Below are 18,469 nucleotides of genomic sequence, written 5' to 3'. Positions count from 1 at the left end.
TAGTCTTTTTCGGCGAAACGGCAATGCCTGCGAAACCATTTATTATAAACGGCTTTCTTAAATAGGCTGTTTAAGTCCGTTAGAGTGCATGCCTAAAACCATCAGATGTACCATATCGTTGCAACACAGCTATCACTTATCCGCTTTCCATCACCATTCCCTCATCCACAGCCCCCTATTTTAGAGAACCGATTTTGTGATTTTAGCCGTATTAAACGGCATAATCGAATCTTTTTCCGTATCTTTGTAACCGTAGAACTGCTTACATATAAAAACTAATGAACAAACCTATAACATTGCTGATTGCCGCACTTATCTGCGGTTGTGTTTATACATTGCCCACACAAGGTGCCCCTACAGAGAAACCGAAACCCGCGGTTAAACAAGGTTACCATACCACCGGACGGGGCAATAAGGATGCTGTTATGCTATGTATAGACATGGGGAAGATGCCACGGAATACGCAGGTAAGCCGAATAGACATGGTGCTGAAAGGCAACACGCATCGCAACATCGACCGCGTGAAGGTATATCAAACGGCGACAGCCGAGTTTTATTCGCTCGAAAAAAAACGCAGACAATTGCTCTGCACCGTGCTTCCGCAAAAGGGAAAAATGACGCTTAACCTTAACGGATGCCGATCTGCGGGCGATAAACCGTATCTCTGGATCACGGCAGACGTATCTCCAAGGGCCACGCTGGAAGACTATATCGACGCAAAAATTACGGCCTTAGTCTATCGGACCACGCAGACGGGCAGGCTGAAAACGGTATATCCCACCGACGGCGATCCCGACTATGGCATGAAGATATTCGCCCTGCAGCAGTTTCTGTACACGCCTTACAGCTTCGGCTGCAAGAACTATCGCATACCGGCCATGATTGTAGCGGCAGACGGAAGTATCGTTACCGCCATCGACCGGCGCTACGAACAGAGCAACGACTTGGGTAATCATAAGATAGACGTGGCTGTGCGCCGCAGTACGGATAACGGAAAAACGTGGAGCGAGCCCCTGATTATAGCGCAAGGCGACAGTCTTACCGAGGGCCGATACGGCTACGGAGACGCTTCTTTCGCACGTACGTCGGGCGGAAAGATACTCTGTTTGATGAGTGCAGGCAAGAAATCGTTCTTCGAGGGTATGCGTTATATAGCCATGCAAAGCAGTTCTGATAACGGTATTACGTGGCAGACAGCACCGGTAGAGATAACGACCGGCAACTTTACCGACTCGGTTTTCGACCTGAAGAACGGCACGGGAATGTACGCAGTCTTTGTGTCTTCGGGCAAAGGACTGACCACACGGCGGGGCGATGTGATGTTTCTATGCGACTGCATAACCGAACCTAACGGACACGAAAAGAATTTCTTATTGAAATCTACGGACGAAGGACGCAGCTGGAAGCTCGGTCCAACGCTGGTATACGACCGTGCCAACGAGGCTAAACTCATAGAAAAAAACGACGGCACGCTGCTTGCATCGGTGCGACAGCATGGGTTCAGGGGCTTTAACAAGGGTTCTGCCGACGGTAGACAGTGGAACCGTCAGTGGCGCAGCAATACGCTATGGGGCGCAGATTGCAATGCAGACATCATATATTATACCCGTAATATCGACGGAAACGGCAAACGCGACATGATGCTGCACTCGATACTGAAATCGGAAAGGCGCAAGAACCTTACTATTTATAAAAGTCACGACGAAGGAAACACGTGGACAGAGGTATTCAACATACAGCCCGGCGATGCTTCATACTCTACTATGGAGGTTTTGAACGACGGTTCGCTCGCCGTACTTTATGAAGACAATTCAAATCAGGGCTGCGGACATACGATCAACTTCGTGGTGCTGACCAAAGAACAGGTAGAAAATTTCGGGAATATAGGAAATGAATAGTGCTGACAGCACTATTGAATAACAGATATACGAGAGAGGCCTGCTGCTGTCAGTAGGCCTCTCTGTATTTATTGCCTTCCTTGTCTTCGAGCATACTAAGGTAGCTCTGATAGCGGCTTTCGGCAATATAATGCTCCTCCACGGCACGTCTGACGGCGCAACCCGGCTCGTGCGTGTGCGTACAATTATTGAAACGACAATCTTTGGAGAAGCTGAAAATCTCTTTAAAATAGCTGCCTATCTCTTCCGGTTCCATATCGAAAGAGCCGAAACCCTTAATCCCGGGCGTGTCGATGATATAACCTCCCTCGGGCAGGGGCAGCATCTCGCTGAACGTGGTGGTATGTATACCGGTGTCGTGTGCATCGGATATCTCGGCTGTACGTAGCTTCGCATGGGGCAAGATGCTATTGATAAGCGTGGATTTCCCTACTCCGCTGTTACCGCTAAGCACGGTTATCTTGCCCTGTAAGGCCGCTCTGACGGGCTCGATACCCTCGCCTGTCGTTGCTGAAACCGCAAAACACGGATAACCCACGGTATCGTAAAGCGTCATCAACATTTGCTGTAAGCGCAGTTCATCATCGGTCAGAAGGTCTTTCTTGTTGAATACGAGCGTAACGGGCACGCTGTATGCCTCGGCCGAAGCCAAGAAACGATCGATGAACATGGTAGATGTTTCGGGATGACTTACCGTAACTAACAGGAACGCTTGGTCTACATTAGCAGCGATAATATGGCTCTGTTTCGACAGATTTTGCGACTTCCGTATGATATAATTGCGGCGTTCGTCGATAGAAGAAATAAAGGCTGTGCCTTCTCGATTGACAATTAGCGTAACTAAGTCGCCCACCGAAACGGGATTGGTACTGCGTATACCTTTCAAACGAAAGTTGCCTTTGATCTTACTTTCGATAATCTGTCCGTCGTCGGTGAGCACTGTGTACCAGCTACCTGTATTCTTGATTACTAATCCATGCATGGATAAGGAGTTAAGATATTAATAAGTTAAGGAGTTAAGACACCTGTGTTCTCAAGAAGAAAACTATCGGTTTAACTCCTTAACCTACATACCGATTTTATCACTTGACAGCTCTACACCGTCATTATCTCCTTTGTTTTCTCTGCAAGCAGGGCATCTATGTTCTTGATATACTTATCATGAATTTTCTGGAGACTGTCTTCGGCATCCTTCTCATTATCCTCTGAAAGGCCTTCCTTGATGGCTTTCTTCAGCTTTTCCTTAATTTCAGAGCGTACGTTGCGCACCTCTACCTTTACTTTCTCGCCGATCTTGTTGCACTGTTTTACCAGTTCTTTACGCCGTTCTTCGGTAGGTTGCGGGATCGTAAGGCGTATAATCTCGCCATTGTTTTCGGGTGTAATGCCCACATCGCTGTCCATTATGCCCTTTTCAATATCCTTAATGGCTTTCTTGTCCCACGGACGAATGGCAATAGTGCGGGCATCGGGCACCGACACGTTGGCCACCTGATTTAGCGGAACCATGGAACCATAGGAACTAACTCTTACGGAATCGAGGATTGCCACGTTGGCACGTCCGGCACGAATACGCGAGAGAGACTCATCCAAGTACATGGATGCCATCTGCATACGTTCCTCCGCGTCGTTCAATGTTGCTTTAACATCAATCATATTTCTTTGTTTTTATTAGGTTCTAAAGCACAAATTTAGAGAATAATCCGCAACTATGCAACAGTTTAATTAAAAATATTCTGCGAACAGACGGTTACCGATAGAGCGACAAAGCTACCGTTTCGGCGATTTTCTCAAGCCACTCTCTGTCGATATCATCGAAAGCTGCCGGCTCTGTACTGTCTATGTCGAGCACACAGACTACCTGTCTGTTGCCGTCGAACAGCGGAACAACAATCTCGGAACGCGACTGCGAGCTGCACGCAATATGCCCCTCGAACTTTTCTACATCGGGTACGACGATGGTAGATGCCTCCTTGCACGCCGTTCCGCATACGCCCTTGCCCACCGGAATGGTATAACAAGCCACGGTACCTTGGAAAGGTCCCAAGCGCAGCGTGTCGCCCTGTCGCAGATAAAAACCCGTCCAAAAGAACGTATCAAAGGCATGATGCAACGCTGAAGATACGTTTGCAAGCACACCCACAGTGTTTGTTTCGCCCTCGACAAGCGCTTTTATCTGCGCCAAAAGCAAATTATAAATTTCTTGTTTTTCCTGTTTATCCATGTTACATATCTTGTTTATCTTTATTATGCCTATGGTCTATCGGCAATAAATACACCGTTTATGCCTGACAGAAGTAGGGGTTATGCAGCTCCGTTTCCCGCTCTGTTTTCCGCACTTCTCCGCTCTACCGATTGTATCCCAGCCGCTGAAGCTCCTCGGCCACGATATTCGTCAGCGCAACAAACTGCGCCACACCCAGCTGTTCGGGGCGCTTGGTCATCACATCTTGTGCATAGAACGCTGCCGAAGGCTTGGTCTGATTGAATATTTGACGCAGACTAACACGCAACATCTTACGGCGTTGGTTGAATACAGCCTTGACCAACCGCTTGAAGAGCACCTCATCACACCCCAAATCGGTTACGTTATTGCGCGTCATACGTATGACCGCGCTCTTCACTTTGGGCGGTGGATCGAACACGTTTTCATCGACCGTGAACAGATATTCTACATTGTACCACGCCTGAATGAGTATCGAAAGGATGCCGTTGAGCTTGTTTCCCGGCGACGCAGCAATGCGCTGCGCCACTTCGCGCTGTATCATACCTGTGCAACAAGGTATGAATTGGCGATATTCAAGCATCTTAAAAAAGATTTGACTGGAGATATCATAAGGATAATTGCCCGTAAGAACGAACGTATGGCCGCCGAATATCGTACTTAAATCCATGCGCAAAAAGTCTTCTCCGATGATTTTATCGCGCAATTGCGGGTAGTTTTCGTGCAGAAAAGCTACCGACTCGCGGTCTATTTCCACAGCTCTGACCTCGCGATTCTTGGTAACCAAGAACTGTGTAAGCACTCCCATGCCCGGCCCGATCTCCAGTATAGGGATATCAGGGCAGGCGTCTACTGTGTCTGCAATGCGTTTTGCGATGCTTAGATCGGTCAGGAAATGCTGACCGAGGTTCTTCTTAGGCCTGACGGTTTTCATAAACAAAACTTCTATTCGGGTAGCAAAGATACGAAATAATATGCAAAAAGAAAGTGGCGAACCGATATTTAATCGATCCGCCACTTATATTTAAACCTAAAAAATACTCTTTTTAAGAGGGATTGAGATTACTTGTTTTCCAAGTTAATCTTGTTTCCCAAATTGATAGCCTGTGCAATCATGATTGCTACAACGGCAAATACCATTAATGTTACCATAATCTAATTACCTTTCTTTTACTTATTATCCTTATTATTCTTTTGACGTTGCAAAGGTACAACATATTTCTGTGTGCGCAAACAATATGAAGTAAAAAGGCCGGAATATGGCATTTTTATTGATACATGTCAACGAAACGGAACGAAAACACGCAGAAAAAGGCCGATATATTTTTGGCATTACGCCTAAATTACATTAACTTTGCAAGAATATAAAGCAAGTACCGCAAATGAAGAATATAGCGAATAATGCCTTAAAAATAGGACTTTCACTGCTTTTCGGAGGCATTATCCTCTATTGGATGTATCGAGGGTTCGACTTTAAGCGCATAGAATACGTGCTTCTTCATGAGATGAACTGGACGTGGATGCTGCTTTCGTTCCCGTTCGGCATACTGGCTCAGATGTTCAGAGGCTGGCGGTGGCGCCAGACATTGGAACCTGTAGGCGAACACTCCCGTGCATCCGTGCGCATCAATTCTATCTTTCTTTCCTACGCGGTGAGCCTCCTAATCCCTCGAATAGGCGAGTTTGCCCGTTGCGGAGTGCTCAAACGTTACGACAACGTGTCGTTTCCGAAGGCGCTGGGCACCGTGGTTACCGAGCGTGCCATCGACTCCTTGCTCGTGTTGTTGATTGCTGCACTGACCTTTCTTTCACAGTTCAGCGTCTTTACAACCTTCTTCCAGAAGACCGGAACAAGCATGGATTCGATCTTACATAGGTTCACTACCACCGGTTACATCGTGACCTTAGCCTGCGGTACTGCCGCTATAGGCCTGATAGTTTACCTGCTCCGCAGGCTCTCACTATATAATAAGGTGAAGAATACGCTGCAAGGACTGTGGCAAGGCATTGCCTCTTTAAGGAATATAAAGAACATTCCGCTCTTTGTTTTCTTTACTTTAGCCATCTGGGGAAGCTACTTTATACACTATTACCTTACCTTTTTCTGCTTCGAGGCAACCTCTCATCTAAGCATATCTTGTGCATTAGTCACCTTTATAGTGGGCAGCATCGCGGTGATTGTGCCCACTCCGAACGGCGCAGGCCCATGGCATTTCGCCGTTAAAACCATGCTCATTCTCTACGGCATAGCCGAAACAGATGCCCTTTACTTCGTGCTTATCGTGCATTCCATACAGACCTTGCTCGTTGTAGCGCTCGGTGTATATGCGTGGATAGCACTCTCTATGACACGAAAACAGACGGAAAAAAGCATGCAAACTGTATAGCAAAAGAAAAAATTAGTTATTTGCAGAAGTTACAATCCACATAAATGTTTAACACAGGAGCCAAAGAATGAAGAACCGCACGGAGGCCGGAAAGCATTAATCTATACTCCCCATTCCTCACTCCCCGCTCCCCTAAAACCAACAACTATGAGCGAAATCAGAAATCTTAAGCCCGAATGTATCTGGCGCAACTTCTATGCGCTGACGCAAGTTCCACGTCCTTCCGGACACTTGGATAAGATACAACAGTTTTTACTCGACTTTGCAAAGCAGGCAGGTGTACAGGCTTTCAAAGATTCAGGTAACAACATCGTGATGAAGAAGCCCGCTACAGCAGGCATGGAAGGCCGAAAAACGATCTTACTGCAGGCACATATGGACATGGTACCGCAGAAGTCGCCCGAAAGCAAGCACAACTTTGAGACGGATCCCATAGAACCTTACATCGACGGAGAGTGGGTAAAAGCCCGCAATACCACACTCGGAGCCGACGATGGCATAGGGGTTGCCGCCATTATGGCGGTGATGGAAGCCAAAGACCTTAGGCACGGACCGATAGAAGCCGTTATCACTGCCGATGAAGAAACGGGCATGTATGGCGCTAACGACTTACCTGTAGGCGAACTGAATGGCGATATACTGATGAACCTTGACTCGGAAACATGGGGTAAGTTTGTCATCGGAAGCGCCGGAGGCATAGATGTAACGGCGGAACTCGACTATAAAGAGGCCGAAACAGATAAGGAAGACGCCGCTTTAAAGGTAACTCTAAAGGGGCTGCGTGGCGGTCATTCGGGCTTAGAGATACACGAAGGCCGCGCCAATGCCAACAAACTTATGGTACGTTTCGTGCGCGAAGCCATCGAAGAATGCGAGGCAAGGCTCGCTACATGGCACGGCGGAAACATGCGCAACGCCATTCCGTTCAAGGCAGAAGTAGTGCTTACCATGCCTAAAGAGAACGTACAAAGCGTGAAAGAGCTCATTGAAGATTGGAAAGAATGCTTCATCGACGAGTTTAAGGGCATAGAAAATACGGTGGAATTTTATGCGGAAGAAGTAGATACACCCAAGACCGAAGTGCCCGTGGAGATACAAGATAACCTGATAGATGCCATATATGCCTGCCATAACGGTGTGGTTCGTATGATTCCCTCCTATCCCGAAGTAGTGGAAACCTCATCTAATCTTGCCATTATAGATATAGAGAACGGCAAGGCAACGGTCAAAATACTGGCACGAAGCTCGCGTGAAGACATGAAAGATTATATTGTGAAGACGCTCGAAAGCTGCTTCAACATGGCCGGCATGAAGGTTACAACGGCGGGAAGTTATGGAGGTTGGGACCCTAACCCCGACAGCGAAATACTTCATCAGTTACTTAAAACCTACAAAGAACTGTTCCATGAAGACGCTATTGTGCAGGTAGACCATGCCGGACTGGAGTGTTCGATCATCTTAGGCAAGTATCCTAACTTAGACGTAGTGTCGCTCGGTCCCACCATCCGCAGCCCTCATACCACCACGGAACGTTGCCTCATAAGCACTATAGCACCGTTCTGGGAACTGATGAAAAAGGTTCTTGAAGACGTACCTGCAAAGTAAACCGCAGCACAACAGTGCATGCAACACCCGAAGAAAGGCACGGAATGCACAGCCATACCCGTGCCTTTCTGCATTACATATACGCCATAAGCCCATTACACGGCATGCCTATGAGCGATACTCCTATGTTCTAAATTCTATAGTCATGCCGTGCAATCATCGAAAAAAAGTAAAATAAATCTATTTTTCATATCATCGGGGGTTAGCAAAAACACGCTTTGTCTGTATTATAAGAAAGATAATAATACATGCGGAATAAGAAAGAAATAGAACGTCTCTTCCATACACATTACCAAAAGATGTACCTTTTGGCGATGACATTACTGCATGATGAGGACGAGAGCCGCGATGCAGCAAGCGAAGTATTTGCCGATATGCTCGAAAGCAGTACCCCCTTGTACGAAAAGAGTGCCGGAAATTTTCTTCTTGTCTGCGTGCGCAACAAGTGTATGAATATAATCAGTCGCAAGAAAACAGCAGAGCGCATGCGCAGACTGCTGCCGCTCGACACCGCTGCAGATATCACTCCGCCCGAACAGGAAGGGCGACAACTCGACGAAATGCTGACCTATATAGACCGCGAACTGACGCCCCAAACGCGCAACATCGTGCATCTGCGCTTCTCGCACGGGCTGCGTTACCACGAAATAGCTGCCGAAACGGGCATCAGTCGTACCGCTGTATACAAGCATCTTGCACAAGCTATACGCAAACTTCGTACCCACTTTAGCCCCTATACAGATGATGAAAAAGATTGATTTATTACTCCACATGACGGAGCATCCCGAGCTTTACACCGACAGACAGTTACAGGAGATGCTTTGCGACGATGAATATCGTGCTCTTTACGATACGATGGTAAAGACAAAACGTGCCTATATCAGGCACAAGATGCAACATGCAACGGTATCGACCGAGCAGGAATGGCGCCATTTCGAACGTATGTACTTCTCCCGAACCAGTCGTGCAAAACGCCGAAAGACGGCGGCTGTCGCCGCCATCGTGTGCTTAGTGTCGGGGTTGGCAGTAGCTGCCATCGTATTACCTATCGGCAAAAGCGCCCACCGGCCTACCACAACGGCACAGCAGGAGCAGCACGCAGCATCCCCAACCGGCGTAAACAACACGTCTGACAGCACTGTGCAACACCGTGAACACGTAGCGGCGAAAACATTCGAGAATACGCCTTTGGAAGATATGCTCGGCGAAATGGCACAATATTATAATGTGAAAGTGGTTTACAACAATGCATCTGCACGCAAACTTCGCCTCTTCTACGAATGGAACATGGCAGACAGCGTAGAACAAGTGGTAGATGTTCTTAATCATTTCCGACATGTGAACCTACAGTTGAACGACCGTACAATCATCGTAGAATAAACCGTTGAACTATGAAAAAGTACCTTACGATACTCTTACTATGCACTCTGCCGGCAGTTATCTGTGCACAAATCGTGAATCGCACATACCGTAACAAACCTTTATCCGACGTGCTTATCGACCTGAACCATGCCTCCCAACAGTACCGCATCAGTTTCATATACGACGAACTGGAAGACTTTGTAGTATCTAAACATATCTACCGGAGCAGCATTCCCGATGCCATACGCCAAGCAGTTGGCTTTTATCCGGTCTCGATAAGTACTACCGACAGTCTTATCTTTATAGAATGTTTGCAGAAAGAGAAAACAAAACTTACGGGACGAATAGTGGATAAAAAGAAGAACCCCGTAAAATATGCCAACATTACGGTAACTAATGCGGGCGATAGCGTACCGGTCAACAGCGGCGTGAGCAATGAAGACGGGCGCTTCGTGATACCTGTAAAGTCCGGAAAAGTCGTTATAAGGATATCGTGCATAGGCTATGAAACCATTTACCGCCATTGCGAAGTGGGCGACATCGGGCAGATAGAACTCCCAAGCACGATCGCTCATATCGGTGAAGTGGTGGTAGAGAGTAAGAACCATATCGTAAGACTCGATAAAGATGTATATCTTCCCAACAGTAAACAGCGAAATGCCGCCAATTCTGGTATCGGATTGCTGGCCAATATGATGATTCCACAGCTGGATGTAAACCGTATGACGGGCGATATAAAGAGTGCCAGTTGCCGCAGTCTGACGCTTTGTATCGACGATCGCCCTGTAGATAAGGAAGAAATAGAGCGTCTCAGGCCGAAAGATATATTGCGTGTGGAATACATAGACCAACCGCAAGGCAAATTCGCAGGTAAGGAAGAAGTGCTCAATATCATCGTGCGACACTACGATTACGGCGGATATGTGGCACTGAAAAGCGACACCCGATTTCTCTACAGTCAAGGTCATTACTCCACACAGCTGTCGCTCGATCGCAAAAAAATGAGATATAGCTTCATTACAGGTACCGATTACAATAATCAGCGCCGGTATCATGAGGAGAAACAAGAACAATTCAATACCGCTATAGTTTACAACAAAACCACCGAACAGCAAAAGGAGCACATTAAAGAAACAACACCTTACGGTCAGCTGAATATCGCCTATCGGAGCGACAGCCTCACCATAAGCGGGAACATAGGGCTGGTTTGGAAGCGTATCCCGTTGTACTGTACGACAGAGAACATACGTTATACAGGTGCGATCGATAGCAACGAGGCATCTATAGCAACGGACGACAGCCGGAATATCAAATATTCGGCAGGCGTGTATGCACAACTCATTTTACCCAAAAGCCAGCAATTGAACTTCGATGCAGGCATTACCATAGGTAACAACCACTTGAATACAGCTTACAGAGAGACGGGGGGATATGCCATTTCGTCGCAAACAAGAGAATTATCCTTAAATAGCTCTTTTTGGATAAACTATACCAAAGCGTTCAAACATAACAATGTATTCTCGCTTTCTGTTCTCGAAGTTTATAGCAGATACCGCAATTATTACACGGGAACCACCGTATCGAATCAACTTCTTTATTCGTCCGAAACGCTTATATTCCCCGAATACAGCCAAACTTTCGGTAAAAAACTGAACATTATGCTACGTCCTCTCGGTCTTTCCATTGCTACATGGGGCACGCAGAACCATCGCCAAAGCCACTTATCTTCACGGGCTGCTTATCGCATAAAATATCAATTAGACAGCAAAAGCACCCTTATGAACGTGCTATATTTAGGAAATAACTATCCCGATCCGTCTACCACAAGCGAACTCGAGCAACCCATAAACCGATATGAAACGCTAAGAGGCAACCCTGAACTGGGCAAAATAGTCTTTTTATCGAGCGGTTTATACTATACGCTCGGGCTGTCTGCCTTCTCTCTTCGTACCGAATTAGATTACGAGGGGATTTATAACATAATGAAAGAAGCATACTATCCCGAAGGAAAAACTCTTATCCATTCGTTCGCTTCCGACGGTAATCTTCATTCATTCAGTCTTAATGTGAGAGGAACCATGACGCTGTTGAATAAATCGTTGCAACTGTTGATGGGCGTAAAGGGTGTGAGGTATATCTATACAGGCATGAGAACGGCCCGCAACACCGAATATCATCTTCAGACACAAGTGCAGTATTTCCTTGGGAAATTTGCCTTTTCGGGTTACTGCACTTACCAGTCGAAGATGCTGACAATGCAGATGAGATTTTACAAAGAACACCCCGACTACGGCTTTTCGGCCTCGTGGAGCCACAAAGGTTTCTACACCGAAGCTGGCGTAAAGCGGATATTCGAAACACATCCCTATTATCATGAAAGTGTATTTACACCTTATTATATTAATAAGCGCCGGATTTTCAACGACGACATGGGACAGATGATATATGTAAAATGTTCGTATAGCTTCGATTTCGGGCGTAAGTCGCAACACCACGACATAGAAGTAGACAAGACAACCAATTCGACCATCTTACACAGATAGCATGAAAAAATTTATCGGCAATAAGAAAAAACATACTTATTGCCGATGTTTTTAATAAAAAATATTTGTGAATATTCCAAATGGCGAAGCCTGTCATAGTATATAGATGTACGCTATAAGGCGGACAGGCCATATCTTTACGCCTGTCGGATAATACTTCTACCGGCGTTATACGGCGCTCCTATATGTTGCATGCTCGGCAGTGTGGCCGGTTATTCGTTAAGGATAAAACAAAAAGGCTATAAATACTGTTTGTTTGGTAATGTCGCTTCTTTGTTGTAACTTTGCTTTTGATTTCAAATCTAATCGGATGCTCAATCGTATAAAGAGAATGCTTATTTGGCTTCGTCGATGCCGCCATTGCCGCGGGTTCGGCATTCAATCGCCATGGGCATATCGGTTCGTGAGGTATGTCGTCAATGAGCATTACCCTTATTACGCTTACGATGAGTTGAAAAAGACCTCTCCATTGACAGATAAAACACGGCTTAAACTCTATAGGCTCTACTTTCGTATAGCCAACTTCGCCCAAGCGGAGCAATGGACAGTTTGTTTATCCGGACAAGAAGCCGTTACACGGTACATAAATGCTGGGTGTAAGAAAACAAGAGTAATAAACAACTTGCACGATAATGTAGCTGACAGTCTTAAAAACAGCACTATACTGCTGATAGATTTAAGGAATGATCGGAAAGAGACGTACTTGCAGTTTATCGAACATGCCGGCCAGCATTCGATACTGATTATAAACGGCATCTATACAACGGCAGAATCGATACGGATATGGCGACGTATAGAGCAGGACTATCGTACGGGTATCACTTTCGACCTATATTATTGTGGCATCGTGTTTTTCGATATGAAGAAACATAAACAGAATTATATCATCAATTTTTAACCTATTGCACAATGAAAATCTATACTAAAACGGGCGATAAAGGCAAGACGGTTTTAGCCGACGGTACGCGTGTATCCAAGTCGGATGTACGGATAGACGCCTATGGTACGTTGGATGAGTTGAATACCCATATAGGCGTACTTGCAGGGCAAATGCCCCAGTCTTTACGTGAAGACAAAGAATATCTCGGCAAGTTGCAGAACATGCTTTTCTCGTTGGGTGCCTATTTGGCGTGTTGCAAGGATAGCGAACGCTATATTCCGACCGATGAAGACTTGCTGGATTTAGAGGCTTGTATAGACGGTATGCTATGCCTTTTGCCATCGTTGCGCGAGTTTATTCTGCCGAGCGGTACACCTGCCGCTTTGCAAGCGCATGTCTGTCGGACTGTTTGTCGCCGTTTTGAGCGCCGACTTGTCGATCTGTCATCGGTAGGCAGCTTGCACGCGAATGCCATCCGTTTCGCCAATCGGTTGTCGGATTACCTTTTTGTATTGGCAAGGAAATTAAACTTTATTGAAGGAGTGGATGAAAAAAAATGGCAGAAACCTTGCAAATAATATAAAAATGATTACTTTTGCACGCAAATCAAGTATAACATATAAAAATATAGGCTTATGTATTGGACATTAGAATTAGCTTCTAAACTCGAAGATGCGCCGTGGCCTGCAACGAAGGAAGAGCTTATCGATTACGCGATACGTTCGGGTGCACCGCTTGAAGTGTTAGAGAACTTGCAGGAGATAGAGGATGAGGGTGATGTCTACGACAGTATTGAAGATATTTGGCCCGACTATCCCACAAAGGAAGATTTCCTTTTCAACGAGGACGAATATTAAGCATGTTTGTCCATGTTGCGGCAAATAAGCAGCATGCAGGCAGCGGATATGACTTTACAAACCGGACATTTAAAGCAGCAGAAGCTTTGGGTGTCCGGCTTGTTTTTATACAGCTGGGAATAAAAAATGGGTGTATGTGCTTGATAGGAAACTAGTATATTTTTCTCATTTGTACGGAAAATATCGTTAAAATATATAAAATAACTTGATTGTGTTGAAAGAAAAGCTAACTTTGCAATTATAAATTAGACTGACACGAAAAAGAGATATTTTTAACGGCGATGATGAACGACCGATTGCTTTGTATGGGCAATTGAGAGTAAACCATGTTGCCATATTTTAAACCTAAACCAATAAATAAACATTAAAATGAAACACAATTTACTTTTAACAACTGGACTCTTCCTGTTTTTAAGTATCATGTCTGTGCAAGCAGCCCAAAGTATTCCTGCCGGCGAGGGCGAAGAACCCGACGCAAAGATGAGCATGGACCAGAAACGTGTGGATGTAGGGACCGATTTCTCTATCCACTTCACGAATGCGCCCGTGGGTGTAAACGCATGGATAGGTATCTATCCTTTCGGTAAAGGTCCGGAGAATTCCGCATCTTATACATATAAATATACCGAAGTTGCCAATGGTTCGGTTACTTTTAATATCAATGAATCGAACGCATATACTGCGGTATTATTCAAAGACGGAGATGTTCATAACCCTTATCCCGACAGATTGTCTTTCTTTGTCGGCAGAGAAGGCTCGTTTTCTATAGATAAAACAACTTACGAAGAGGGCGAAGAGATTACGATAACTTATGCAGGATTGCCCGCTTTAGATAAAGACTGGTTCGGCATCTATACCGAAGGTAAGGATCCGAATGGTGCCGGTATTACTGCCGATAGGTGGAAATATGCCCCTGTAGGGGTTGCGGATGGAACGTTAAAGATGGCGACCGGTGAAGGTGATGATGCCGTATTACCCCCGGGAAACTACTTTATAACGTATATGATTCGCGATGAGCACTATGAACCGATGGCACGTCAACACTTTACAGTAACAACTCCGACATCCATCAAGCAGGTATCTGAAACCGATGAAATAACTTATGACGGAACTCACAAATGCCTTTTATTGGTAACCTCGCAAAGTGGTACCGTTAGCGTGTATACAGCCGACGGCAAGAAAATTGCAGATAAAACTCTGAAAAGTGGTAAGAATAGCGTGCCTCTGAATGCCGCATCTCACCGGTTCTTGATCGTGACATGGAAAGGTGATGACGGTAATACCATTACTCGCAAGGTGCAGTTATAAAGATATATGTACTGTTAGATGGGCATAAATATGCCATCTTGCATGTAAGAGAATTGCTCGTATCTTTTACGGATATAGGCAGTTCTCTTTTCTTTTTGGCATTATGTCGGGAATATACTCTTTGCCGTTTATACAATAAAATATAATATGATGCGTTATCAGTACGTGTTTAAACGTATTTTGATATTGTCATTCCTGTGTGTTTCCGTGGTTGGTGAGAGCATGGCACAGTACGATGTGTCGTTCAGTCATTATTTCGACATGGAACCTTCTTTCAATCCGGCATCGGTAGGCAAGCAGTCGAAGTTGAATATTACGGCGGCATATGCCCTCGATATGGCAGGTTTCGAACATAATCCGCAAACGATGTATGCAGCTGCAGATATGCCATTTTACTTTCTTAATGCCTATCACGGGGCCGGATTGCAGTTCATGAATGATAAAATAGGTCTGTTTACCCATCAGAAGTTGGCTTTGCAATATGCTTATAAGCATCGGCTGTTTGGAGGAACTGTTGCTATCGGTGTGCAAGCGGGGCTGCTGAATGAGAGTTTTAACGGCTCCGGACTTGATTTGGGAGAGTCGAACGATCCAGCTTTTACAGCTTCCGAGCTCAACGAAAATGGTTTGGATATCGGTTTCGGGCTTTATTATATGCATGGTCCGTGGTATCTGGGTGCTTCGGTGCAGCATGTAAATTCGCCGTTGATAGAACTGGGTGAGAGAAACGAATTGAAGATAGATGCGACGTATTATTTAACAGGTGGATACAATATTAAGTTGAGAAATCCGTTTTTGACAATAAAGCCCTCGTTCTTGGTGCGTACCGATGGCGTAGCCTATCGTGCCGATATCAGCGGACGGCTTGTGTATGCGTATGAGAAGAAAATGATGTATGGCGGGGTAAGTTATAGTCCGACCAATTCTGTTACTTTCCTTGTAGGGGGAAATTTCCATGGGATTGTTGTAGGATATAGTTACGAATTATATACATCGGCAATTGCTCCGGGGAATGGAAGCCATGAACTTTGTGTGGGATATCTGATGGATATAAACCTTGTGAAAAAAGGAAAGAATAAACATAAAAGCGTTCGGATATTATGACGTGTCGTCAGTTTGATAGTGATAAAGGAAAAAAAGAATATATGAGAAAGAGTGTCATAGCCCTTGGTTTTTGTACGATATCTTTGGTTATTACCGGATGTTTCGGCAGCAAGACTGCCTCTTCATCCGGTAGAGGCGGTGAAGTCGTCGGCGTAAGAGGTCGCTCGTTTGTTGAGCCTACGCCTTATGGAATGACCAAAATAAACAGAGGTTACCTCCACATGGGACTTGAAAAACAAGATAGTTTGTGGGGAAAAAAGACGCCGGTTAAAGATATTTCCGTGGATGGCTTTTGGATGGATCAGACCGAGGTAACCAATTCACAATACAAACAGTTCGTTATGTGGGTTCGCGACAGTATACTTCGTACCCGCTTGGCCGATCCTTCTTTTGGCGGAGATGAGACTTATATGATTACCGAAGATAAGAATGGTGATCCCGTACCTCCTCATGTCAATTGGAAAAAACCGCTTCCCCGAAAACCCAATGAGGATGAACAGCGTGCCATCGAAAGCATGTATGTTACCAATCCCGTTACCGGAGAGAAGTCTCTTGACTATCGTCAGTTGAATTATCGTTATGAGGTTTACGATTATACCACGGCTGCATTGCGTCGCAATCGTATAAATCCACAGGAAAGAAATCTCAATACCGATATGACTGTAAATCCTGATGAGGTTGTTATGATCTCGAAAGATACGGCATATGTGGATGATGAAGGACGGATTGTCAGCGAAACGATCAACCGGCAATTAACCGGTCCGTGGGACTTTCTCAATACATATATCGTGAATGTGTATCCCGATACGACTTGTTGGGTGAACGATTTTCATAATTCGGAAAACGAGACTTATTTACGTAATTACTTCAGCAATCCGGCTTATAACGATTATCCTGTTGTGGGAGTTACATGGGAACAGGCAAACGCTTTTTGTGCGTGGCGCACCGATTATCTATTGAAAGGACTTGGTGGGGAGGCACGCTATATTCAGCGTTACCGCTTGCCGACCGAGGCTGAATGGGAATATGCCGCCCGTGGAAAGGAAGGAACGGAGTTTCCATGGGAGAATAAAGATGTGATGAATGGCGATGGTTGCTTCTATGCCAACTTCAAACCCGATAAAGGGAACTATACTAAAGATGGAAATCTGATAACAAGCAAGGTCGGAATTTATTCTGCCAATACTAACGGACTTTATGATATGGCAGGCAATGTTGCCGAATGGACAAACACTATTTATACTGAAGCAGGAGTAGAAGCGATGAATGATCTTAATCCGGAACTTTCGTATAAGGCGGCTAAAGAAGATCCTTATCGGTTAAAAAAGAAGAGTGTTCGTGGCGGATCATGGAAGGATCCCGAGTCGTACATCCGCAGTGCATGGCGCACATGGGAATATCAAAATCAGCCTCGATCTTATATCGGTTTCAGATGCGTACGCAGTTTAGCGAATACAATAAGTGATAAACAGAAAAAAAGCAAGAAATAATGACTGAATATAGTAAATATAATATCGTCTATCGTCTGCAGAAGTGGATGGATAGTGTTCCCGGGCAAACATTCTTGAATTATGCCTATAGTTGGGGTGCTTCTATCGTTATTCTTGGAACGCTTTTTAAGCTAACCCATCTGCCCGGTGCCAATATTATGCTTTTTTGCGGTATGGGAACCGAGGTTTTGGTATTCTTCATCTCTGCATTCGACCGTCCTTTCGATAAAACAGCCGAAGGACGTGAGCTTCCTACACGCATAACAGAAGAATATCTTGAGACAGGACAAGTCGAGTATAAATACGGAAAGGACGAACAACAGGCTATACCGACAGCGATAGAAAGTGGAACGGTTGCTGTCGGAGGTAATCAGGTTGCCGCCGTAGAGCAAGCTGAATGGGTTTCGCAACAGCAAAATGCATCGCCTGAAATGGCAGAAGCACAAAGTAATTATATAGAAGAATTGAAGAAACTTACGGAAACTCTTGGTAAAGTTAGTGAGCAAAGTGCTCGTCTTACGCGCGATAGTGAGGAGATGGAGAACCTCAATCGTACACTTACCGGTATCTGTAAGGTTTACGAGATGCAGCTGAAAGGTGCCAGCCAGCAGATCGGTACCATTGATCAGATTAACGAGCAGAGCCGTCGAATGGCGCAACAGATCGAGCAACTCAATAAGATTTATACCCGTATGATCGAGGCCATGACCGTTAATATGAAGGCTACGACGGGTGTCGGTGAAGGATGATAAACGGATCGACGGCAACGATATTTAATGTAGCTCTTCGATGCAATAGGCATTCTTGAATA

Annotated in this window: 17 protein-coding genes; 13 read left to right on the top strand and 4 right to left on the bottom strand. The window is 45.3% G+C overall.

Annotated features, from left to right (window positions below; all coding sequences use genetic code 11):
• The first annotated feature begins 278 nt into the window (after positions 1-278).
• Positions 279-1,898, top strand: coding sequence for a sialidase family protein (locus BN3912_RS05335; RefSeq protein WP_023984581.1), 1,620 nt, complete (start codon positions 279-281; stop codon positions 1,896-1,898).
• Positions 1,899-1,947: 49 nt separating this feature from the next.
• Here the strand turns inward: BN3912_RS05335 and rsgA are convergent, their stop codons facing one another.
• The 4 genes from rsgA to rsmA form a co-directional block, all read right to left on the bottom strand.
• Positions 1,948-2,880, bottom strand: coding sequence for a ribosome small subunit-dependent GTPase A (gene rsgA, locus BN3912_RS05330; protein WP_004369822.1), 933 nt, complete (start codon positions 2,878-2,880; stop codon positions 1,948-1,950).
• A 113-nt stretch (positions 2,881-2,993) separates the two neighbouring features.
• Positions 2,994-3,554: a ribosome recycling factor gene (gene frr, locus BN3912_RS05325; protein ID WP_004369821.1), complete on the bottom strand. Its 561-nt coding sequence runs from the start codon at positions 3,552-3,554 to the stop codon at positions 2,994-2,996.
• Between the two features lie 94 nt (positions 3,555-3,648).
• The gene (locus tag BN3912_RS05320; protein WP_023984582.1) at positions 3,649-4,122 is read right to left on the bottom strand and encodes a GAF domain-containing protein; all 474 of its coding nucleotides are present in this window, start codon (positions 4,120-4,122) and stop codon (positions 3,649-3,651) included.
• A gap of 124 nt (positions 4,123-4,246) precedes the next feature.
• Positions 4,247-5,056, bottom strand: a complete 810-nt coding sequence (rsmA, locus tag BN3912_RS05315; protein WP_023984583.1) for a 16S rRNA (adenine(1518)-N(6)/adenine(1519)-N(6))-dimethyltransferase RsmA — start codon at positions 5,054-5,056, stop codon at positions 4,247-4,249.
• A 448-nt stretch (positions 5,057-5,504) separates the two neighbouring features.
• On the opposite strand from rsmA, the gene BN3912_RS05310 reads away from it, so the two are divergent.
• From BN3912_RS05310 to porL, 12 genes are all read left to right on the top strand, one after another.
• Positions 5,505-6,509, top strand: a complete 1,005-nt coding sequence (locus BN3912_RS05310) for a lysylphosphatidylglycerol synthase transmembrane domain-containing protein (RefSeq protein ID WP_023984584.1) — start codon at positions 5,505-5,507, stop codon at positions 6,507-6,509.
• A 147-nt stretch (positions 6,510-6,656) separates the two neighbouring features.
• The gene (locus BN3912_RS05305) at positions 6,657-8,114 is read left to right on the top strand and encodes an aminoacyl-histidine dipeptidase (RefSeq protein WP_023984585.1); all 1,458 of its coding nucleotides are present in this window, start codon (positions 6,657-6,659) and stop codon (positions 8,112-8,114) included.
• 248 nt (positions 8,115-8,362) lie between these two features.
• Complete coding sequence (locus BN3912_RS05300) at positions 8,363-8,872, top strand: sigma-70 family RNA polymerase sigma factor (RefSeq protein ID WP_023984586.1); 510 nt, start codon at positions 8,363-8,365, stop codon at positions 8,870-8,872.
• Complete coding sequence (locus BN3912_RS05295; protein ID WP_023984587.1) at positions 8,856-9,494, top strand: DUF4974 domain-containing protein; 639 nt, start codon at positions 8,856-8,858, stop codon at positions 9,492-9,494. The genes BN3912_RS05300 and BN3912_RS05295 overlap by 17 nt, the downstream gene beginning before the upstream one ends.
• Before the next feature lie 11 nt (positions 9,495-9,505).
• On the top strand, positions 9,506-12,019 hold the full coding sequence (locus BN3912_RS05290) for a carboxypeptidase regulatory-like domain-containing protein (protein ID WP_023984588.1): 2,514 nt from the start codon (positions 9,506-9,508) through the stop codon (positions 12,017-12,019).
• Between the two features lie 331 nt (positions 12,020-12,350).
• Positions 12,351-12,917 (top strand): hypothetical protein, encoded by a 567-nt coding sequence (locus BN3912_RS05285; RefSeq protein ID WP_230204656.1) that lies wholly within the window; start codon positions 12,351-12,353, stop codon positions 12,915-12,917.
• An 11-nt stretch (positions 12,918-12,928) separates the two neighbouring features.
• Positions 12,929-13,477, top strand: coding sequence for a cob(I)yrinic acid a,c-diamide adenosyltransferase (locus tag BN3912_RS05280; protein WP_023984590.1), 549 nt, complete (start codon positions 12,929-12,931; stop codon positions 13,475-13,477).
• Between the two features lie 57 nt (positions 13,478-13,534).
• Positions 13,535-13,756: a DUF2795 domain-containing protein gene (locus BN3912_RS05275; protein ID WP_004369470.1), complete on the top strand. Its 222-nt coding sequence runs from the start codon at positions 13,535-13,537 to the stop codon at positions 13,754-13,756.
• A 369-nt stretch (positions 13,757-14,125) separates the two neighbouring features.
• Positions 14,126-15,064 carry a hypothetical protein gene (locus BN3912_RS05270; RefSeq protein ID WP_023984592.1) on the top strand — a complete coding sequence of 313 codons (939 nt, stop codon included), beginning with the start codon at positions 14,126-14,128 and terminating at the stop codon, positions 15,062-15,064.
• Positions 15,065-15,214: 150 nt separating this feature from the next.
• The gene (locus tag BN3912_RS05265; RefSeq protein WP_023984593.1) at positions 15,215-16,168 is read left to right on the top strand and encodes a PorP/SprF family type IX secretion system membrane protein; all 954 of its coding nucleotides are present in this window, start codon (positions 15,215-15,217) and stop codon (positions 16,166-16,168) included.
• Between the two features lie 41 nt (positions 16,169-16,209).
• Positions 16,210-17,658 (top strand): T9SS ring complex lipoprotein PorK/GldK, encoded by a 1,449-nt coding sequence (gene porK, locus BN3912_RS05260; protein WP_195906768.1) that lies wholly within the window; start codon positions 16,210-16,212, stop codon positions 17,656-17,658.
• Positions 17,658-18,407: a type IX secretion system motor protein PorL/GldL gene (porL, locus tag BN3912_RS05255; protein ID WP_023984595.1), complete on the top strand. Its 750-nt coding sequence runs from the start codon at positions 17,658-17,660 to the stop codon at positions 18,405-18,407. The genes porK and porL overlap by 1 nt, the downstream gene beginning before the upstream one ends.
• The last annotated feature ends 62 nt before the right edge of the window (positions 18,408-18,469 follow it).

It is taken from the genome of Prevotella phocaeensis (assembly GCF_900065875.1).
Taxonomy (GTDB): Bacteria; Bacteroidota; Bacteroidia; order Bacteroidales; family Bacteroidaceae; genus Prevotella; species Prevotella phocaeensis.
This window is presented reverse-complemented; position numbering and strand designations above follow the sequence as displayed.